General features: G+C 64.7%; 21 protein-coding genes. 12 read left to right on the top strand and 9 right to left on the bottom strand.

Annotated elements, in window-relative coordinates; all coding sequences use genetic code 11:
* The first annotated feature begins 164 nt into the window (after nt 1–164).
* The 3 genes from QFZ83_RS25095 to QFZ83_RS25105 all read left to right on the top strand — a co-directional run bounded on the left by QFZ83_RS25095 (nt 165) and on the right by QFZ83_RS25105 (nt 3,235).
* Nucleotides 165–1,388: an ABC transporter substrate-binding protein gene (locus tag QFZ83_RS25095; protein ID WP_373457510.1), complete on the top strand. Its 1,224-nt coding sequence runs from the start codon at nt 165–167 to the stop codon at nt 1,386–1,388.
* A gap of 93 nt (nt 1,389–1,481) precedes the next feature.
* Complete coding sequence (locus QFZ83_RS25100) at nt 1,482–2,372, top strand: carbohydrate ABC transporter permease (RefSeq protein WP_307510944.1); 891 nt, start codon at nt 1,482–1,484, stop codon at nt 2,370–2,372.
* Nucleotides 2,369–3,235 (top strand): carbohydrate ABC transporter permease, encoded by an 867-nt coding sequence (locus QFZ83_RS25105; protein WP_307510946.1) that lies wholly within the window; start codon nt 2,369–2,371, stop codon nt 3,233–3,235. The genes QFZ83_RS25100 and QFZ83_RS25105 overlap by 4 nt, the downstream gene beginning before the upstream one ends.
* 60 nt (nt 3,236–3,295) lie before the next feature.
* Here QFZ83_RS25105 and QFZ83_RS25110 read toward each other — a convergent pair whose 3' ends face one another.
* Both QFZ83_RS25110 and QFZ83_RS25115 read right to left on the bottom strand, forming a co-directional pair.
* Nucleotides 3,296–5,017, bottom strand: coding sequence for a thiamine pyrophosphate-dependent enzyme (locus QFZ83_RS25110; protein WP_307510948.1), 1,722 nt, complete (start codon nt 5,015–5,017; stop codon nt 3,296–3,298).
* 154 nt (nt 5,018–5,171) lie between these two features.
* A complete protein-coding gene (locus QFZ83_RS25115; protein ID WP_013539157.1) occupies nt 5,172–5,936 on the bottom strand; it encodes an SDR family NAD(P)-dependent oxidoreductase in 765 nt (254 codons plus the stop codon).
* A gap of 202 nt (nt 5,937–6,138) precedes the next feature.
* On the opposite strand from QFZ83_RS25115, the gene QFZ83_RS25120 reads away from it, so the two are divergent.
* Both QFZ83_RS25120 and QFZ83_RS25125 read left to right on the top strand, forming a co-directional pair.
* On the top strand, nt 6,139–6,342 hold the full coding sequence (locus QFZ83_RS25120; protein ID WP_307510951.1) for a hypothetical protein: 204 nt from the start codon (nt 6,139–6,141) through the stop codon (nt 6,340–6,342).
* Between the two features lie 30 nt (nt 6,343–6,372).
* Complete coding sequence (locus QFZ83_RS25125; RefSeq protein WP_307510954.1) at nt 6,373–7,344, top strand: DUF72 domain-containing protein; 972 nt, start codon at nt 6,373–6,375, stop codon at nt 7,342–7,344.
* Nucleotides 7,345–7,379: 35 nt separating this feature from the next.
* Here QFZ83_RS25125 and QFZ83_RS25130 read toward each other — a convergent pair whose 3' ends face one another.
* From QFZ83_RS25130 to QFZ83_RS25145, 4 genes are read right to left on the bottom strand one after another with little or no spacing between them, the layout of a single operon-like run.
* Complete coding sequence (locus tag QFZ83_RS25130) at nt 7,380–7,562, bottom strand: hypothetical protein (RefSeq protein ID WP_307510955.1); 183 nt, start codon at nt 7,560–7,562, stop codon at nt 7,380–7,382.
* Between the two features lie 24 nt (nt 7,563–7,586).
* Complete coding sequence (locus QFZ83_RS25135; RefSeq protein WP_307510956.1) at nt 7,587–8,066, bottom strand: UdgX family uracil-DNA binding protein; 480 nt, start codon at nt 8,064–8,066, stop codon at nt 7,587–7,589.
* Nucleotides 8,042–8,371 (bottom strand): four-helix bundle copper-binding protein, encoded by a 330-nt coding sequence (locus QFZ83_RS25140; RefSeq protein WP_307510957.1) that lies wholly within the window; start codon nt 8,369–8,371, stop codon nt 8,042–8,044. Before QFZ83_RS25140 ends, QFZ83_RS25135 begins: the two co-directional genes overlap by 25 nt.
* Nucleotides 8,371–8,586: a hypothetical protein gene (locus QFZ83_RS25145; protein WP_307510958.1), complete on the bottom strand. Its 216-nt coding sequence runs from the start codon at nt 8,584–8,586 to the stop codon at nt 8,371–8,373. The genes QFZ83_RS25140 and QFZ83_RS25145 overlap by 1 nt, the downstream gene beginning before the upstream one ends.
* Nucleotides 8,587–8,842: 256 nt before the next feature.
* Between QFZ83_RS25145 and QFZ83_RS25150 the strand changes: the two genes are divergently transcribed.
* From QFZ83_RS25150 to QFZ83_RS25165, 4 genes are read left to right on the top strand one after another with little or no spacing between them, the layout of a single operon-like run.
* Nucleotides 8,843–9,856: an acyl-CoA dehydrogenase gene (locus QFZ83_RS25150; RefSeq protein ID WP_307510960.1), complete on the top strand. Its 1,014-nt coding sequence runs from the start codon at nt 8,843–8,845 to the stop codon at nt 9,854–9,856.
* Complete coding sequence (locus QFZ83_RS25155; RefSeq protein ID WP_307510962.1) at nt 9,844–10,602, top strand: PIG-L deacetylase family protein; 759 nt, start codon at nt 9,844–9,846, stop codon at nt 10,600–10,602. Before QFZ83_RS25150 ends, QFZ83_RS25155 begins: the two co-directional genes overlap by 13 nt.
* A 9-nt stretch (nt 10,603–10,611) precedes the next feature.
* A complete protein-coding gene (locus QFZ83_RS25160) occupies nt 10,612–11,217 on the top strand; it encodes a bifunctional 2-polyprenyl-6-hydroxyphenol methylase/3-demethylubiquinol 3-O-methyltransferase UbiG (protein WP_307510963.1) in 606 nt (201 codons plus the stop codon).
* Nucleotides 11,214–11,927 (top strand): glycosyltransferase family 2 protein, encoded by a 714-nt coding sequence (locus tag QFZ83_RS25165; RefSeq protein ID WP_307510964.1) that lies wholly within the window; start codon nt 11,214–11,216, stop codon nt 11,925–11,927. Before QFZ83_RS25160 ends, QFZ83_RS25165 begins: the two co-directional genes overlap by 4 nt.
* A gap of 555 nt (nt 11,928–12,482) precedes the next feature.
* Here QFZ83_RS25165 and QFZ83_RS25170 read toward each other — a convergent pair.
* The 3 genes from QFZ83_RS25170 to panD are packed head-to-tail and all read right to left on the bottom strand — an operon-like array spanning nt 12,483 to nt 13,567.
* A complete protein-coding gene (locus tag QFZ83_RS25170) occupies nt 12,483–12,839 on the bottom strand; it encodes a PIN domain-containing protein (RefSeq protein WP_306883156.1) in 357 nt (118 codons plus the stop codon).
* On the bottom strand, nt 12,840–13,139 hold the full coding sequence (locus tag QFZ83_RS25175; protein WP_306883157.1) for a hypothetical protein: 300 nt from the start codon (nt 13,137–13,139) through the stop codon (nt 12,840–12,842).
* Nucleotides 13,140–13,165: 26 nt separating this feature from the next.
* A complete protein-coding gene (panD, locus tag QFZ83_RS25180) occupies nt 13,166–13,567 on the bottom strand; it encodes an aspartate 1-decarboxylase (RefSeq protein ID WP_306883158.1) in 402 nt (133 codons plus the stop codon).
* A gap of 170 nt (nt 13,568–13,737) precedes the next feature.
* Here panD and QFZ83_RS25185 point away from each other — a divergent pair, with 170 nt between their 5' ends.
* From QFZ83_RS25185 to QFZ83_RS25195, 3 genes are all read left to right on the top strand, one after another.
* Nucleotides 13,738–15,564, top strand: a complete 1,827-nt coding sequence (locus QFZ83_RS25185) for an ABC transporter ATP-binding protein/permease (RefSeq protein ID WP_307510965.1) — start codon at nt 13,738–13,740, stop codon at nt 15,562–15,564.
* A gap of 82 nt (nt 15,565–15,646) precedes the next feature.
* The gene (locus tag QFZ83_RS25190) at nt 15,647–16,417 is read left to right on the top strand and encodes an SDR family oxidoreductase (RefSeq protein WP_306883160.1); all 771 of its coding nucleotides are present in this window, start codon (nt 15,647–15,649) and stop codon (nt 16,415–16,417) included.
* Between the two features lie 822 nt (nt 16,418–17,239).
* A complete protein-coding gene (locus tag QFZ83_RS25195) occupies nt 17,240–17,455 on the top strand; it encodes an MbtH family protein (RefSeq protein WP_306883161.1) in 216 nt (71 codons plus the stop codon).
* Nucleotides 17,456–17,526: the final 71 nt, after the last annotated feature.

The following is a 17,526-nucleotide window of genomic DNA, read 5'->3' on the forward strand; positions in this document are numbered from 1 at the left end:
CTTCAATATTTAGCACGCAGGGTTCTGTTTTTTAGATGCCGAGGGTTAGCTCTATCTTCTAGAATCCGCCGGCCTGCTCGTAAGATGAAAAAGCGCAAGCATCGATGACGGCCTAACCACGAATTAATTGATTTTATTTTCAATAGTTTTACGAGGAATTGAATATGAAAAAACGAAATCCGATCTTATTGGCCGGTGCAATTCTTTTTGGCCTTACCGCACTCAATTCCCACGCGGGAAGTATCCGGATCGCGATGTCCAGTTACAGCGACAATACGCGCCCCTGGCTGGAAGCCCTGGCCCGGGAATATGAAAAATCCAACCCCGGGGATACGGTCAAGGTCGAGGTGGGAAGCTGGGAAAACATGCAGCAGAAACTGCAGGCGGAAATCGCCAGCAACAATCCGTCCGACCTGGCCCATGTCGCCACCCGCTGGGTCGGCGATTTCGTGAATGACGATCTGGTCGAGCCCGTGGACAACTACGCCAATGCGGCCTTCAAGGATCGATTTATTCCCGCATTTCTGAATGCCGGGAATATCAATGGAAAAGGATATGCACTGCCCATTGCAGCCAGCGTGCGCGCCATGTTCTACAACAAGGAATTGCTGAGCAAGGCAGGCTTTCCCAACGGCCCAAAAACCTGGGACGAGGTAATTGCCGCCGCGAAAAAGATCAAAGCCACCGGCGCCTATGGCTACGGCATTCAGGGCAAGGACCTGGACACCGACACCTATTTCTATTACGCGCTCTGGAGCATGGGCGGCGACGTGCTGGATTCCGCCAACAAGGCCGCATTCAACTCGCCGACCGGCGTCAAGGCCGCCGCGCTCTACAAAAGCATGATCGACCAGGGCCTGACCGAACCGGGCGTCGCCGGCAACACGCGCTACGACCTGCACAACCTTTTCAAGCAGGGGCGCCTCGGCATGGTCATTTCGCTGCCGCCGCTGGCCAAGGAAATCGCCAAGGACGCGCCCAAGCTGAAATACGGCATCACCGGCGTGCCCAACGGGGCGAAGGACATCACCTTCGGCGTGACCGACTCGATCATGATGTTCAAGACATCGAAGAACAAGGAAACCGCCCAGAAATTCCTCAGCTTCATGTTCTCCAAGGCCGCGCGGCTGAAGTTCGATCAGGCCGAAGGCTTCATGCCGGTGACACGCGAGGTGGCCAACGACCCCGTGTTCAAGGACGACCCGGTGCTTTCCGAGTTCGTGACGCTGCTGCCCAACGCGCGCTTCGCACCGCTGGTCGCCGGCTGGGAAGACTCGGCACAGGCCGTCACCAACGCGCTGCAGGCCATCTACCAGGGCAAGGCGGAGCCGAAGGCGGCGCTGGACAAGGCTGCGGCCGAAGCCAATACCAAGCTCGGCAAGAAGTAAGCAGGCCTTGGAGGCGCGGTCCCCGGCCGCGCTTTCTTGCTTGCCTCCCGCGTGCCGCACGCACGCCTATTTCGACCGTATTGCGATTGACCTATGCAGAATTCCGTTCGAGGCCCTGTCCTGCCCTGGGGGCTGATTGCTCCGAGCCTGCTGCTGACAGTTTTCATCCTGGCCTACCCGCTGTCCACGCTGGTGTTCCAGTCGGTGCACGACATCTCACGCTTCGGGCTGCTGCGCGCCTTCAATGGCCTCGACAACTTTCGCACCGTGTTCACCGATCCGGTGTTCGGCCATGTGGTGTGGCGCACCGTGCAATGGACGGTGTGCGTGGTCGGCGGCGCGGTGCTGTGCGCCATTCCGGTGGCGCTCATCCTGCAGCAGGACTTTTATGGCCGGGGCCTCGCGCGCACGATCGTGATGTTGCCCTGGGCGGTGTCGCTGACGATGACCGCCATCGTCTGGACCTGGTCCTTCAATGGCCAGTACGGCATGGTCAATGCGAGCCTTGCGATGGTCGGGATCATCCAGGAGCCGATCAACTGGCTGGCCGACGGGCAGCTCGCCTTCTGGGTGGAAGTGGGCGTGGGCATCCTGGTGTCCATTCCCTTCACCGTCACGATTTTTCTGGGTGGCCTCTCGTCGGTCTCGCCGGACATCTACGAAGCCGCCGGCATCGAGGGCGCGTCCCGCTGGCAGCAGTTTCGCCGCCTCACGCTGCCGCTGCTCAAGCCGTTCATCCACATGGCCATCGTGCTGAACGTGATCTACGTCTTCAACTCCTTTCCCATCATCTGGATCATGACGCAGGGCGGGCCCGACAACGCCACGCACATCCTCGTCACCTGGCTCTACCACCTGGGCTTCCGCATGGGCCGCCCCGGCGAGGCCGCCGCCATCTCGCTCGTGATGCTGGGCTTGCTGCTGGTCTTTACCGTGCTGTATGTCCACATGCAGAAACGGCAGGCGGGGAAGGACGCCGCATGATCCGCAAAGTGACCCGCAAAGAAAAGCTCCTGCGCAGTCTCTGGTGCTGGCTGCTGCTCCTGCCGCTGGTGGCCGTGGTGGCCTTTCCGTTGGCGGTGATGTTTCTCACGGCGCTCAAGCCGGCGTCCGAGATCTATGTCTATCCGGCGCGATGGCTGCCCGAGCAATGGCAGTGGAGCAATTTCTCCGCCATGTGGACCCAGACGGGATTCGGCCGCGCGCTGCTCAACAGCCTGCTGGTTTCGCTCTCCGCCACGGTGCTGACGATTGCCGTGAGCGTTCCCGCGGCCTATGCGCTGGCGCGCCTCAAGTTTCGCGGCCAGGGCGGCTACCGGCAGTTCTTGCTTGTGACGCAGATGATCGCGCCCGTGCTTCTGGTGGTGGGCCTGTTCAAGATGGCGGCCAGCATCCCCTGGTTCGACGGAAGCAACATGACCGATTCGCGCCTGGCCGTCGTGATCGCCTACGGCGCCTTCGGCATCGCCTTTGCCGTCTGGATGATGACTTCGTACTTCGAGACCATTCCGCGCGACCTGGAAGAGTCGGCCTGGCTGGAAGGGTCGGGGCCGGTGCGCACGGTCTTCAAGGTGTTCCTGCCGCTGGCATTGCCGGCCATGGCGGTGACGGCGCTGGTCACCTTCGTCAATGCCTGGAACGAGTTCGCCGTCGTCTACACCCTGATCCGCTCCACCGAAAAGCAGACGCTGACCGTGCTCGTCACCAACATGGTCGCGGGCCAGTACGTGGTGCAGTGGGAACTGGTCATGGCGGCCGCCATCTGCGCGGTGGTGCCTGTCGCCATCCTGTTCGCGTGGATGCAGCGCTACATGGTGCAGGGCCTGACCTCGGGCTCGGTCAAGTAGCGACGGCGATCGGGAGCCCCGAGGTCCTGGAGCGCAACAACTTCCAGGATCTTGCCGCCCTCACTGCGTGAAGTTGTCCTTCAGCAGGTCCACCACATCCGACGACCGGCCGCTGAGCACGGCCTTGGCCGAATACAGCATGGTTCCCGCGACCTGGCTGAACTCCACCTTCGGCGGCATCACCAGCTCGGTGCGGTTGACCTTCACGTCCAGCAGCGCCGGCCCCGGGTGCGCGAGAAAAGCGCGCACCGCATCGGGCAACTGCTCCGCCCGCTCGACCTTCTGCCCGTAGAAGCCGATCACCTCGGCCAGCCGCGCGAAGTCGGGGTTCAAGAGATCGGTGTAGTTGTCGAGCAGGCCTTCGACCTTCTGCTCGAGCTCCACGAAATTGAGGCTCGCGTTGTTGTAGACCACGACCTTGATCGGCAGCTTCTCCTGCACCGCCGTCATCAGGTCGCCCAGCAGCATCGCAAGACCGCCGTCGCCCGACAGCGAAATCACCTGCCGCCCCGGGTAAGCCTTCTGCGCGCCCAGCGCCTGCGGCATCGCGTTGGCCATGGTGCCGTGCAGCAGGCTCACCACCGTGCGGCGCCGGCCGTTCATGTTCAGGTGGCGCAGCGACCACACCATCGGGCTGCCGCCGTCGGCGGTGAAGATCGCATCGTCGGCGGCCAGCTCGTCGATGACCTGCGTCAGGTGCTGCGGATGGATCAGGCCTTCCTTGCCGGGCCGCTCGTCGCGCCGCAGCGTCTCGAGGGCCTCCTTGCGGTGCTGCAGGCACTCGTCGAGAAAGGCGCGATCGCTGCGCTCTTCGAGCAACGGAATCAACGCCTCGATGGTGTGCGCGACGTCGCCGACGAGACCGAGCGCAATCGGATGCCGCCGCCCCAGGTGGCTGCCGTCGGTGTCGATCTGCAGGATGGTGGCCTTGGACGGATAGAACTGGCTCCATGCGAAATCCGCGCCGAGCAGCAACAGCGTGTCGCATGCCTGCAGCGCGTGATAACCCGACTCCACGCCGAAGATGCCGGTCATGCCCATGTTGAGCGGGTTGTCGTATTCGACGAAATCCTTGGCGCGCGAGGTGTGGGCGATCGGCGCCTTCAGGCATTGGCCGAGCGCCAGCAGCATCTCGTGCGCGCCTTCGCAGCCGTGGCCGGCATAGATCGCGATCCTGCGCCCCTTGCCGAGCAAGGCGGCCAGCTGGGCCAGTTCGGCATCGTTCGGACGCACCACCGGCGCGGCACGGTGCACGGCGAAGGGCGGCCCTTCTTCCTTGACCTCCGCCTGCGCGATGTCGCTCGGCAGGATGACGACGGCCACGCCGCCGCGCGACAGCGCCGCCTGTGCAGCCAGTGCCGTGACGCGCTGCGCCTGGTCGGCCGAATACACCTGCGCGCAGAAGATGCTGCAGCCCGCGTAGATCGACTTGAAGTCCACCTCCTGCGGAAAGTCCATGCCGAGTTCGCTCGTCACGACCTGGCTCGCGATCAGCACCACCGGCGCGCGGTTGCGGTTGGCTTCGTAGATTCCGTTGATGAAATGCAGCCCGCCGGGCCCGCACGAGCCGGCGCAGGCCGACAGTTCGCCCGACAGGTACGACTCCGCGCCGGCGGCGAAAGCGGCCGCCTCTTCGTGCCGCACGTGCACCCACTCGATCTCGCTGCGGCGGATCGCGTCGGTGACGTGGTTCAGCGTGTCCCCGACGATGCCGTAGCAGCGTTTGACGCCGGCCTGCTGCAGGGTTTCGATGACGAGGTCGGCGACTTTGCGGTGGGCCATGGGTGCTTCCTTTGCTGCAAAGCGCAAAGGCTACGGAGCCGTCGTCCCGCGCCCGTGGGTGCGCTTCGGAAGCCTCGGTAGGATTTCGCCGCACCGGAATCGCGGCCATCGCTGCAGTTGCAGTTGCAGTTGCAGTTGCAGTTGCAGCCGGGAGCTAAGCCATGTCGGGCTGCCCGTTCGAAGCCATGAGTCCGCCATCGACCGGCAGCGCGACACCGTTGACGAAGCTCGCATCGTCGCTCGCGAGAAACGCCACCACCGCCGCGATCTCTTCGGGCTGTGCGCCGCGGCCCAGCGGAATGCGCTCGTTGAACTTGGCCATCAGCTTGCGGTCGCCCTTCATGTCCTCGGTCATCGGCGTGAAGGTGAGGCTCGGGCACACCGCATTCACCCGCACGCCGTCGCGGCCGTGGTCGAGCGCCAACGCCTTGGTGAAGTTCACGATGGCGCCCTTCGAGGCGTTGTAGAAACCCATGCCCCAGTCGCCGCCGAGACCCGACACCGACCCGGTGTTGACGATGCAGCCCTTGCTCTCGATGAGGTGCGGCATGGCGGCGCGACAGCCATGGAACACGCCGCCGACGTTGGTGGCCATGATCTTGTCCCAGCCGTCGAAAGGCGCCTCGGTGACCGTGCCCTCCACCGCGATGCCCGCGTTGTTGAACAGCACATGCAGCGCGCCGAAGCGCTTGAGGGTCGCCGCCACCAGCGCCTGCACCTGCTTGTAGTTCGACACATCGGTCACCTTCACCAGCGTGCGCTCGGGCGGCAGGTCGCGCGCCACCCTGTCGAGCTTGGCCTTGGTGTTGCCGGCGAGCACCACGTTCGCGCCTTCCTGCGAGAAGCGGCGGGCCGTGGCCTCGCCGATGCCGGAGCCGGCGCCCGTGACGATGACGACCTTGTCGGTGAAACGTTGCATGTGAATCTCCTGGTACGACGACATCGAACGCATCGCATGGTTCGACGTCTTTTCACGGCAAGTTTTCACAGCGCGGCTGGCGTGTTCATGTGGGACAAGCGCCTTCGCACTTGTCTGACATTGCTGCGGCCGCCGCGGGCGCAGCGTCTGTTTTTCCTTTGCTCTTTTTCTTCTCTCCTCTTCGACGAAAGGAGACTTCGACATGGACGATCGACAGGCAACGCGCGACAAGCGGGACAACCGCCGCGTTTTCGCATGGGGCATCCTGGCGGCCATCGTCATCATGCTGGGCACGCTGGCGTACTTCCATGCCGTGCAGAAGCGGTTCGATGCACCCGTGCAGATCGCGCCCGCGCAGAGCGAAAGCGCACCCGCCGAAACGCCCGCCACCACGCCGGCCAAGTAGCCGGACACCTGGCAACAAGACACGCACACCATGGCCTCACGCGCACCGCACGCGGACATACGCATCGGCATCTCGGGGTGGCGTTATGCGCCCTGGCGAAAACGGTTCTACCCGCCCGGCCTCGTCCAGCGCAACGAGCTCGCGTTCGCCTCGCGGATGCTCTCCACCATCGAGATCAACGGCTCGTTCTATTCGCTTCAACGGCCCGAGTCGTATCGGGCCTGGCACGACGAGACGCCGGATGACTTCATGTTCGCGGTCAAGGGCCCGCGCTACATCACGCACATGCTGCAGTTGAACGACGTGCGCACGCCGCTTGCGAACTTCTTCGCATCGGGCGTGCTGGCGCTCGAGAAGAAACTGGGCCCCGTGCTCTGGCAGCTTCCGCCGCGCATGCGCTATGACGCCGAACGCCTGGAGCGCTTCCTCTCGCTGCTGCCGCACGACGCCAAATCCGCAGTGGCGCTGGCACGCGAACACGACGATCGGATGACGGGCCGGTCGCTGCTGAAGGCGCCGCGCGGTCTTCGGATCCGTCACGCCGTCGAGGTGCGAAACCGCAGCTTCATCGATCCCGCATTCATTGCCACGCTGCGCCGGCACGGCGTGGCACTGGTGGTCGCCGACACGGCGGGACGCTGGCCCCTCCTGGAAGACCTGACCGCGGACTTCGTCTACCTGCGGTTGCACGGCGACGAGGAGCTCTACGCCAGCGGGTATGGAGATGCCGCACTCGATCGCTGGGCCGCACGCATCGACGCATGGCGGCGCGGCCGCCAGGTGCCCGGTGCGAAGCTGGCTTCGACCACCGCCGCGCGGCGCGGCAAGCGCGACGTATTCTGCTACTTCGACAACGACGTCAAGGTGCACGCGCCCTACGACGCCGCTCACCTGGCGATGCGCCTCGGCCTCGCGACCGGCCTGGGCGCCGACGACCGGTTCGCTCCGGAAATCGACACGACCGGCATCGCCTCGGCCAAGGCCTTCTGGACAAGCGCCTGATCTCGCGCGCGCCGTCGCGCAGGCCAAGCATGCGATCAAGCCGTCTGGGCAACGGCTTTCCTTGGGCGCGCCGGCGCAGCCCTCTTGCGCACTCGCGGCGGCGCCTTCTCGAAGATCGCCGATGCCTGCGACAGGTCGTCGAGCCACGCCTTCCACGCCTCGGCCCGCTGCTCGGGATCGCCGCGCAGCAGCGCCGATGGATGCAGCGTTACCAACACCCGCCGGCCCGCCGCGTCTTCATGTCAGCGGCCGCGCTCGCTCATCACGGCCACGTGGCGTCCCAGCAGCGAGCGCGCTGCGACCGCGCCCAGCGCGAGCAACGCGACGGGCTCCACCAGTGCGATTTCGCTTTCGAGCCAATGGTGGCAGGCATCGGCTTCGCGCTGCGCGGGTGTCTTGTGGATGCGGCGCTTGCCGCGCAGTTCGTACTTGAAATGCTTCACCGCGTTGGTCACGTAGAGCCGCTCGCGCGACCATCCGAGTTCCGCCACGGCGCGATCGAACAGCCGCCCGGCCGGGCCCACGAAAGGCCGGCCCGCCAAATCCTCCTTGTCGCCCGGCTGCTCGCCGACCACCATCAACCGTGCATGCACGGGCCCTTCGCCGAAGACCGATTGCGTCGCGCGCTCGCCCAGCGGGCACTCGCGGCAGGCATCGGTCGCGTCGCCGAGCTTGCGCAGCGCGATCTCGGCCGGCTTCAGGCCGCCACCATGCGCCGGCATTCCGCTTCGCACTGCCTGCAGGCTTCGGCGCAGCGCTGGCAGTGGTCCATGTCGTGGGTGGCGCATTCGGTGCCGCAGAGCTTGCAGATGTCGGCGCACAGGCTGCAGACGAGGCCCGCGTTCTCGCTGTTGCGCGCCATGACGCCCGCGGCAGTCGTGCAGATCGCCGCGCAGTCCAGGTCCAGCGCGATGCAGCGCGCCATGGTGCTCGACACTTCCTCGACGCAGGCCGCGGCGCAGTGGTTGCACGCCACCGCGCAGGCGTTGCAGAGCGCGATGCAGCGCGAGAAATCGTGCGGCTTCATCACGAGCCGCCTCCGCGCCGGGACTGGATCTGGTTGCTGCCGCCGACATGGCTCTCGCGGTCGTGGCGGCTCTGGGGCGTGCGGCTCGGCTCGTTGCGGGAGGTGGGGTCTTGATGGCCTGCCTTGTTGTGTTCCGAGGGTTTGGTGTCGTCGTCGTTTCCGTTGGTGGTGGCATCGCTGCCGCTCGCGGCATTGCGGGTATTCGGGTTCGCCATTGCTGCTGCTCCTTGGCAAGTTGAAAACCACTTTTCTCTTCCCGCGACGAGTTCCAGCGTGTGGGAAGAGGCCGCCCCCGGGCGTCGGTCGTGCCTCGCGATGGCGGCAACTATGTTTTTGCGGCTTCCCCTGTTCGGTCCTACACGGCCGGAAGCCGCCCACCGACGATTTGCGTTGCATGGTTTGCCTACCTTGTGCCGAAGTTTCCTTTTCTTGCTTTCTGCTTTCATCTCAAACAAACCAAGCACGCCGCCCATGTTCGAACCGGCACCCGACAACGTCCTGCTGCGGCAACTGCAACTGCGCCACGGGTGCGGGTTGGCGCTGAAGCACCTGGCCGATGCGGGCATCGACGTGCTTCCCCGGCCCGGCAGCGGCCAGACCCTGGCGCGCTGGCGCGTGCTGGCCGACGTGGCGGCGCACGACCTGTCGCTGGCGAAGCTGTTCGAAGGACACACCGATGCACTGGCCATACTGGCCGAACTCGACCGCGCGCCTCTCGCGACCGCGGGCTCGCTCTGGGGCACGTGGTGCGCGGAACCACCCGACGCGCGCCTCGCGCTTCATGCAGAAGGCGACGATCGAATCCGCCTGACCGGCACCAAGGCGTGGTGCTCCGGCGCGGCGACGGTGACGCACGCCGTCGTGAGCTGCTGGAACGCGGCGAACGAGCCGTGCCTCGCGGCCGTCGCGATGGACCAGCCCGGCGTACGCGTGACCGGCGATGGCTGGCACGCCGTCGGCATGGCTGCGAGCGCCAGCGTCGATGTGCGTTTCTATGGCGCCATTGCCACGCCGGTCGGCCGGCCCGGCGACTACGTGAACCGGCCCGGTTTCTGGCAAGGCGGCGCGGGCATCGCGGCGTGCTGGTTCGGTGGCGCGCTGGGCATTGCGCAGGCCGTGCATCGGCTGCGCGGGCCGGCACCGGATGCCCATCGCCTCGCGCACCTCGGCGCCATCGACGTGGCCCTGACCGCGGCGGCCGCGCAATTGCGCGAAGCCGCCGACTGGATCGACGGGCATCCGCAAGACAGCGCGCGGCGCACCGCCCTGCGCGCGCGCCTGGCTGTCGAGCAGGCCGCCAACGAGGTCCTGCGCCATGCCGGCCGCGCCGTGGGCGCCGGCCCGCTGTGCCGGGACCCGCGCTTCGCCCGCGCCATGGCGGACCTGCCCGTGTTCCTGCGCCAGAGCCATGCCGAGCGCGACCTCGCCGCACTCGGCCAATTCGCCGCCGACGACAAAGAGGAGCCCTCGTCATGGACGCTGTAGCGCGCCGCGCCATCCGGGGAGATGGCACCACCGAAGCCGAATGGAGCCGCTGGCCCGGGCTCGCGCGACTGCCCGCGATCGCGCCGAAGGAACTGGTGCCTGCGCACGCACGCGCCGTCGTCGTGGCGCCGCATCCCGACGACGAAGTGCTTTCGGTCGGCGGCCTGCTCGCGCAACTGGCCGACTGCGGCCGGCACGTCGAAGTGATCGCCGTCACCGATGGCACCGCCAGCCATCGCGGCTCGACGGAGTGGCCGGTCGAACGGCTCGCGCGAACCCGGCCCCGCGAGAGCCTCAAGGCCTTGCAGTGCCTGGGCCTCGCCGTCGAACCCGTCCGGCTGGGCCTGCCCGATGGCGGCACCAAGGCATTGCGCGCCGTGCTGGCGGCCCGGCTCGTGTCGCTGCTGCGGCCCGGCGACGTGGTGTTCACCACCTGGCGGCAGGACGGCCATCCCGACCACGAAGCGACAGGCGAGGCTTGCGCACTGGCGGCCGCGAGCACCGGCGCCCGGCTGGCGGAAGTGCCGGTGTGGGGCTGGCACTGGTCGCGGCCCGGCGACATGCGCATGCCCTGGTCGCACGCCTTCCGGCTCCCGCTGAACGAAGACGCCGTGCGGCGCAAGCGCGCGGCCGTCAACGCGTTCACCAGCCAGTTGCGGCGCGATGCCTCCACCGGCTCCGGTCCAGTGCTGCGCGCCACCACGGTCCAGCGCGCGGCGCGCCCCTTCGAAGTGATCTTCCTGTGAGCCGCGGCCATGCAGCATGACCAGCAACGGTATTTCGAAGCGCTCTATGCGGCCAGCGAAGACCCGTATGCGCTGCGCCATCGCTGGTACGAGGCCCGCAAGCGCGCACTGCTGCTGGCCGCCTTGCCGCGGGCCCGCTACCGGCGGGCCTACGAACCGGGCTGCGGCATCGGCGAGCTCACGCTCGCGCTGGCGCCGCGCTGCGACCATCTGCTGGCGAGCGATTTCTCACTGCATGCCGTGGACATCGCACGCGAGCGCACCAGCGAACTCGCCAATGTGCGCGTCGCACAGCATCAATTGCCCAGTGACTGGCCGCGCGACGCCGGCCGCTTCGATCTCATCGTGCTGAGCGAGCTGGGCTACTTCCTCGACCACGACGACATGCACCGGCTGGCAGCCTGTTGCGAAGACACGCTGGAGGCCGACGGCGTTCTGGTGGCCTGCGACTGGCGGCCCGATTTCGCGCAGCGCAGTCTCTCCACCCGGGAGGTGCACGGCGCACTGGCCGCACTGGGCCTGCCGCGCCTGGCCCTGCACGAGGAAGACGACTTCGTGCTCCAGGTCTGGGCGCGCGATGGCCGCTCGGTGGCGCAGCGCGAGGGCATCCGGTGATCGGCGTCGTGATTCCCGCGCACAACGAAGGCGAGCGCATCGGCGCCGCGCTGGACGCGGTGCTGCGGGCAGCGGCCCACCCGGCGCTGGAGGGCGAACACGTCGGCGTGGTGGTCGTGCTCGACAGCTGCAGCGACGCCACCGAAGCGATCGCCATGCGGCATCACGGCGTGGCGCGGCTGGTACTCGATGCGCGCAACGTCGGCATCGCACGCGCCAGGGGCGCCGATTTCTGCATCGGTGCGGGCGCGCGGTGGCTGGCTTTCACCGACGCCGACACCATCGTCTCGCCCGACTGGCTGGTGAAACAGCTCGCCGAGAACGCCGAGGTGGTCTGCGGCGTGGTGGACGTGGCCGACTGGAGCGCCCACGGCCCCGACGGCGGCAGGCTGCAATCGCATTTCGCGCACCACTATGTCGACGCGGACGGGCACCGCCACGTGCACGGCGCCAACCTGGGTGTAGCGACCGAAGCGTATTGCCGCGTCGGCGGTTTCGAGCCGCTGGCATGCAGCGAGGACGCGGCCCTGGTCGACGCCCTGGAGGCTTCCGGCGCACGCATCGCATGGAGTACCGGCCCGCGCGTCACGACCAGCGCGAGAACCGATGCACGCGCGCGTGGCGGCTTCGGCGACACGCTGCTCGCGATGGTGGCGTCGCTTGGGGTAACGCCGTCCGAGATCGCTTTGCGCAAGGGCTCCGTGGCTTGAGCCGCTGGTTCGCGAGAACGTCAGCCATGGCTGCATGTCGGCGCAGCAAGGATCCGAACTGAAATCCCGCCGCAGGAACACAACGAAAAAGGCGCTACAGCTTTGATAGCTATAGCGCCTTACGAATTTGGTGCTGGGGCGGAATCTTAAAATGGCCTGCAACCCGCGCCAGCACTCGCTTTCGCCAATTCGTCCAATCTGCCGGGTACACGTTTGGGTACACCAAAACTGCCGGAAGCAGCCCCAAGTTTCAGGCATCACACCAGAGACAAACGGGCCACCGAGACAGGATTATCCCATTTCCAAATCGGCGAGCCAAGCTACGCGCAGCGTTGCCCCAAGCCAGTTAGATGAGTTCCACAACATCGCGCAGGGGCGCTGCAGTCTGGGGCAACCCACGCTTCTCGAGCAGCGCGACCAACGCGATCGCGTCGTACTGCGGGCGGGCTCAGCGCTCGCGCATTCGCTTCAAAGCCGCGAGCGCGGTGAGCTTCTCCAGCAGCAACTGGTTGAGGACGAATTCGTCAAGGGTCTGTACCTCGATGCCGAACGGGTTCAGCACTTCCCCTTTTCGTCCCACGTCACGATCGCATCCGCATGCCCAGTGATCGCAGCCGCCAGCACGTGGCGGTCATCAGGGTCCGGTAGCTTCAACCCCTCGATCAGGTGTTCGTTGCCTGAGACAAGGCAGTCCGGAATAGCGTCCTCCATGGCTTGCGCGGCAGCGGCAATCTGGACGCCCATGCCGGGCCGGTCCCGCAACAAGCTGCGCGTCCACTCATCGCGGATGTGAACGGACCACTTCCCGCCAGAGAGGTCCGCGTCAGCCAGGCTAAGCAGCACGTCGCGCAGCGACGCCGAATACAGGACGTTGGCATCGAGCAGTGCTGTGTACTGGGCGCTTCCCGCCACTCACAGCTCCTCGCCCATCTCCTGGGAGAGGTCGTTCAATTGTTTGAGGGCACCGGCCGCCCCCCGCTTCTGCTCGCCCTTGTAGCGCATGAGTTCTTCGAACTCGATGCGGCGGTGCCGGTTGATCAACCGGCACTTCAGCCGCGCGGCCGGCGCAAGGGCGCCTTGGCCGTCGTGTTCGGGCTGCTGCGGCGGCCGCAGCCGCGGTAGCTTCACGTCGAAGCCGTTCCAGTTGCTCGCGCAGGCCCGCTCGTCCTCAGCCAGCGTCTCCTCGAGCAGGCGGCGCTGCTCGGCGTTCATGGCCTCGGACTTGGCGCCGCGGGGGCTCAGGCCGGTATGGGCTCGCTCGAGGCCTGTTGTATAGGAACGTGGGCGCGCTCCTCCTTGATGCGATTCGCACTGTCCACAAACACCAGCTTGGGCAGATGGCCTGACACGCGCTCCTCCGGCACGAGGCCGAAGGCGGCAATGATCAGCAGGTCCCCGACAGATGCCCTGCGCGCGGCCGATCCGTTCACCGAGATGATGCCGCTGCCGCGCTCGCCGCGAATGGCGTAAGTCACGAAGCGCTCGCCGTTATTGATATTCCAGATGTGCACCTGCTCGTTCTCCGCAAGGTTGGCAGCATCGAGCAGGTCCTCGTCGATTGCGCAAGACCCTTCGTAGTGCAATTCGCAATGGGTCGCGGTGGCGCGATGGATCTTGGATTTGAGCAGTGTTCGAAACATGATCGGGAAAATTTCCTTAAAGGTTCCGGAGCCGAGCGGGCCATCTGGGTGGCGCGCGCTTCGCCGGACGCAGGCAGGCGGGCCGAGTGTAGGCAGGCTTCCAATTCGGGGCAATCGCATATTGCACATCGCACGTGGGCACAATTCAATAACAACAATTCAGGCGCCACATGCGAAGCATCGATACAAGAAAAACGTCTGTAGTTCTTTCGACTGATTCCACGGGCAATCAAAGCGAGCGCTCCGACTGGGAAACACTCCGCCGCCTCGTTCCCTATCTGTGGCAATACAAATGGCGAATTCTTGCTGCACTCGCATTCATGATTGCCGCGAAGGTGGCGAATGTCGGCGTGCCGGTGCTGCTCAAGGTCCTGATCGATGCGGTCACCTCCAAGCCCGATGTCAAGCAGGCCGTGGTGGTTGTCCCGATCGCATTGCTGCTTGCCTATGGAATGCTTCGCCTTTCCACGACGCTTTTCACCGAATTGCGTGAGCTCGTTTTTGCCAAGGCCGCGGAAGGAACCGCGCGCAGGATCTCTCTCGAGGTGTTCAGCCACCTGCATTCGCTGAGCCTGCGCTTTCATCTGGACCGCCAGACCGGGGGCATGACGCGCGACATCGACCGCGGTACCCGCAGCGTGCAGGCCCTGATCTCGATGACGCTCTACAACATCGTGCCGACGCTGGTCGAGTTGACACTGGTGCTAGCCATTCTGGGCGTGAAGTTCGGCTTGTTCTTCATCTGGGTCACTTTGGGCGCGCTGGTGCTCTACGTCTGCTTCACCGTCGCAGTCACCGAATGGCGCACCAAATACCGGAGAACCATGAACGAGTTCGCCTCGGTTGCGCAGACCCGGGCGATCGATTCGCTCTTGAACTACGAGACGGTCAAGTACTTCAACAACGAGGAGTTTGAAGCGAGTCGGTATGACGCCAGCCTCGACCACTTCCGGAAGGCCGCCGTCAAAAGCCAGCGCACGTTAAGCATGCTCACCATCGGCCAGCAATTGCTCGTGACGGGGAGTCTTGTGCTCATGCTTTGGCATACGACCTCGGGCGTGCTCGAAGGCCGCATGACCCTGGGCGACCTGGTGATGGTCAACGCCTTCATGATCCAGCTCTACATTCCGCTCAACTTCCTGGGCGTGATCTACCGGGAGATGAAGCAGAGTTTCACCGACGTGGACAAGATGTTCATGCTGATAGATGAAAAGCGCGAAATCCTCGACGCGCCAGGAGCCCGAACACTCACGGGCTCAGACTCCACCGTGCGCTTCGAGGACGTAAGCTTCGCCTATGAGCCCGCGCGGCCGATCCTCAAGCATGTGAGCTTCGAGATCCCGGCCGGCAAGACGGTGGCCGTCGTCGGCCCCTCGGGCTCGGGCAAGTCCACGCTGGCGCGGCTGCTCTATCGCTTCTACGACGTGCAGGAGGGTCGCATCACCATCGGTGGCGAGGACATCCGCGAGGTCACCCAGTCGAGCGTGCGCCGGGCCATTGGCATCGTGCCGCAGGACACAGTGCTCTTCAACGACACCGTCGAATACAACATCGCCTACGGCCGGCCGGGGGCGACGCGCGAAGAGGTGGAAGGTGCGGCGCGGGCCGCGCGCATCCATGACTTCATCTCGGCCACGCCCAAGGGCTACGAGACAACCGTGGGCGAGCGCGGCCTGAAGCTCTCGGGCGGCGAGAAGCAGCGTGTGGCCATCGCGCGCACGCTCCTGAAGAACCCGCCGATCGTGATCTTCGACGAGGCCACCTCGGCACTCGATTCGGCCAACGAACGCGCCATTCAGTCGGAGCTCAAGAGCGCCGCGCAGGACAAGACGACGCTCGTGATCGCGCACCGCCTGTCGACCGTGGTCGATGCGCACGAGATCCTGGTGCTCGAATCCGGCGTGATCGTCGAGCGCGGCACGCACGCCGAGTTGCTGTCCAGGCAGGGTCGCTATGCCCAGATGTGGAACCTGCAGAAGGTCGAGGGCTACGAATAGGCAGCATGTGCTCCTTGCTCTCGGCAGAATCCCTCGGTCGCCGGAAGGCCGTCTTTGAATCCTTACTCGGAATCGCACATCCATGGACCTGACAACGTTGTTCTCGCTCAAGGGCCGCACGGCGCTCATTACCGGAGGGTCGCGCGGCATCGGCCGCACAATTGCGCAGGCCTATCTGATACAGGGTGCCCGGGTCTACATTTCGGCGCGAGGTGCCGAGGGCTGCGACCGCGCCGCGGCGGAGTTATCGCAGTACGGAGAGGTTTTTTCTTTGCCGGCGGATGTCTCGACGCTCGACGGCGCACAGGCACTCTCGAACGCCTACGCGGCCCGCGAAGGCTCGCTGGACATCCTCGTGAACAACGCCGGGACGGCCTGGGGTGCGCCCTTTGACGAGTTTCCTGAAACCGGATGGGACAAGGTGGTCGACTTGAACCTCAAGACGCCCTTTTTCTTGACGCAATGCTTCGCGCCCCTGCTGCGCAAGGCAGCGGCGAACCACCTCCCGAAGGTGATCAACATTGCGTCGGTCGACGGCATCTCGGTGGGACCACGGGAAACCTATTCGTATGCAGCCAGCAAGGCGGGCCTGATCCAGCTGACACGACTGATGGCATTGCGGCTCGCGCCCGAACGCATCGTCGTGAGTGCCATTGCACCTGGCGCATTCGCCACCGATCTCAACAAGAGTGCACGAGACCATGGCGACGACGTCGCGGCCTACATTCCTCTGGGCCGCATCGGCACAGCCGAGGATATTGCAGGAGCGGCCATCTACCTCGCGTCGCGCGCCGGTGACTATGTCGTCGGCTCGACGCTGATTGTCGACGGCGGGGCCACGCACGCAAGATGAAGTTTGCGTGGCGGTCTCCAGAACGCCACGATGTGCGCGTTTTGAGCAACTGTCTTCGGACATGCGTTCGGCAGTGGCCTGAAGGCCGGGGACGGGCCTCTTCGCAACGTCCGTTCAAGCCCAATCCATGATCGGTGCAAATCCTGTTCGCCAAGCGACGTTCAGGTGTTGGAACGCCCCAGCGCCATGAAGCGCCCGGCAGTTTCCAACATTCCCACGATGGAGACGGCATAGCTTCCGGTTCCTTCGGACGCGCATCGGCAGTCCGCATCTGCCCCGAGCATTGCCGAAACGAGATTCTCAGAAGTTCACAGCAAGATTGCGGCTCTTCGGCGCACGACAGTGTTCATCGGAAGCCCACCCGCCGGCTCGCCGACGAGCGTCCGTACAGAAGGCATGACAGAAGGCTGATTGTCGGCCGCGCCTACTGAACAAGCCCGAGCGCATCACTGTCGCCGACCTCACCCGCAAGCGTCGATGCTAGGCAGGAGTCGCGGTGCGGCCTCCGGCGAGATGTCGTTCGTCCTCGCAAACCGAACCTCCCGAAATGGGCAGCGCCAACTTCGACTGGCGCTCATCGCAATTGGACGAGCCAAATAGCCAACAGGAGTGCCAATGAATTAGTTATAAATTCTTATTGAAATAGAAAGGACTACTTTTTCAATTGGAGTTCAAACCCTTTTTTCCCTATAAGAACTACATATTGCGGGCCTCATGGCCTTGTGCTGGAATGTCACATCCATTTGCAGTTACACCGACGCCTTCTCGGATTTAGCGCCAATAGCATGAGAATTAAGTAGTCACTTTTATTGAAATAGATCCATGACCAATCCTTTCGACCACAGCGACGCTTCATTTCTGGTTTTAGTCAACGACGAGAACCAGCATTCCATCTGGCCTGGCTTTGTCGCAGTTCCCCAGGGTTGGAAAAAGGTTCACGGGCCTTCCGCCAAGAGTGAATGCCTGGAGTTCGTCGAGAAGAATTGGACCGATATGCGTCCGAGAAGCCTCGCACAGGCAATGAGCGATCAGCGATAGCGGCTGCTTAGCTCTCTTCAAAGCTGTGCGGAGTCCCGTCGCGCTCATTCCGCGCAGTCGGGCCTGATCGT

This window comes from Variovorax sp. W1I1 (assembly GCF_030815625.1).
Taxonomy (GTDB): Bacteria; Pseudomonadota; Gammaproteobacteria; order Burkholderiales; family Burkholderiaceae_C; genus Variovorax; species Variovorax paradoxus_C.